Source organism: Williamsia serinedens (genome assembly GCF_024171725.1).
Taxonomy (GTDB): Bacteria; Actinomycetota; Actinomycetes; order Mycobacteriales; family Mycobacteriaceae; genus Williamsia_A; species Williamsia_A serinedens.
Genome location: NZ_JAMTCG010000025.1, coordinates 1 through 1,425 on the forward strand (window position 1 = coordinate 1; position 1,425 = coordinate 1,425).

1 protein-coding gene and 1 pseudogene are annotated in these 1,425 nt (G+C 63.4%); both read right to left on the reverse strand.

Going from position 1 to position 1,425, the window contains the following annotated elements; all coding sequences use genetic code 11:
- Positions 1-123: 123 nt before the first annotated feature.
- Positions 124-600 carry a hypothetical protein gene (locus LX12_RS21720; protein ID WP_253656703.1) on the reverse strand — a complete coding sequence of 159 codons (477 nt, stop codon included), beginning with the start codon at positions 598-600 and terminating at the stop codon, positions 124-126.
- Positions 597-1,425: pseudogene (locus tag LX12_RS21725) on the reverse strand (glycine-rich domain-containing protein); the annotation flags it as partial. The pseudogene LX12_RS21725 and the gene LX12_RS21720, both read right to left, overlap by 4 nt.

Genomic DNA, 1,425 nt, shown 5'->3' on the forward strand with positions numbered 1-1,425 from the left:
GACGAGGGCGGTGGCGAGGGCTATAGCGATACCGCGGTCGGACACGCCCATCTGCCGCCCGGTGGTGATGATTGCCCGGGCGTAGTCGTCTGCGCTCATATGAAGTTGGGGACCTTTCGGGGGTTACTCGTCAGCCTTCTGTGCTTCCCACGCCGCGATCTGTGCCGCCGTGCCGGTTGTCAACGTGCCGTCGGCCTTGAGGTACTGAAGTTGCCCGGAGTCGTCGTAGCCGAGCGCGGTGAGGATCGCTGCGACGTCGATGCCATCCGCAGGACGCTTCAGCGACGTGGGTGTGCGAACCGCGGTCATCGACTCCACAGACCCGTCAGGGCGGGCAGCGAACACCTCAACAATGTTCTCGATCCGCGTTGGCACGTCGATGTTCTCGGGTTCGCCCTCAATCGTGGTGACAGCCAGCAGATACCCGCGGTCGCAGATCAGGACGTACTCGTGCCCATCCAACGTGGGCGGGTCAAGCCGGAACAACCACGCCTGCCCGCCATACATCGACAGGTCCAGTGGGAACCACTTCGTGTGCTCGGCACCGTCGTCGTCGGTGTAGGTGATCGACCAGTAGTCGAGCCTGTACGCGGTACTCACGACGCCGCCTTAAACTCAATCAGGGCAATCAGGCCTGGTGCCCCATAGCCCCCGACTGTGTACGTCTCGTTGCGGTTGCGCCCAGCAGCACCACCTCCGCCGCCCGGGAAGCCGCCAGCGCCACCGTTCGCCATCGACGCGAACAGGTTGTCCTGCGAGACGCCGCCGCCACCTCCGCCGCCGCCAGCCAGATACTGACCGGTAACAGGGGCGTTTCCGCCAGCTCCGCCGGCTCCTGTGCCTCCCGCCCCGCCGTTGGCGAGGTTGGTCGAACCTCCCGGCTTGCCGGGATCGGCAATGCCAGTTCCGTTGCTGTTGTACACCTGCCCACCGCTATTGCCGCCGTTGCCAGGAAAAATTCCGGACGCGAGAGCGAGCAAAGTGGAATTGGAAAGCTGTCCGCCGTTGGTGCTACCCGAATCAATGATCGTTCCGAAAGACGTCTTAGAAACCGTGTTCGGATCAGAACTCCCGGCACCAATGGTGTAGTCGACCGAGGCAGGAAGTACATCGGCAGTGAACTCCGCGTAGACAACGCCGCCGCCGAAACCGCCTTGACCGTTAAACGAAGCGTTTGCCCCCCGCCGGCCCCCGCCGTACAACAGCACACCCAACTTGATCAGATCGGACGACTTCGTCCACGTTCCATTCGACGTGTACACAGTGCGCGTGCCGCCCTGCAGTAGGGCAGTCACCTTGTTGTTCGCCTGCTGAGCGGCCGTCTTCGCGCTCTGCGCATCGGCAGCCGCCGCGTCAGCTGCGTTCTTCGCGTTGTCGACCAGACTCCACTTACCTGCGAACAGTCCAGCAATCGCAGCGAACGGC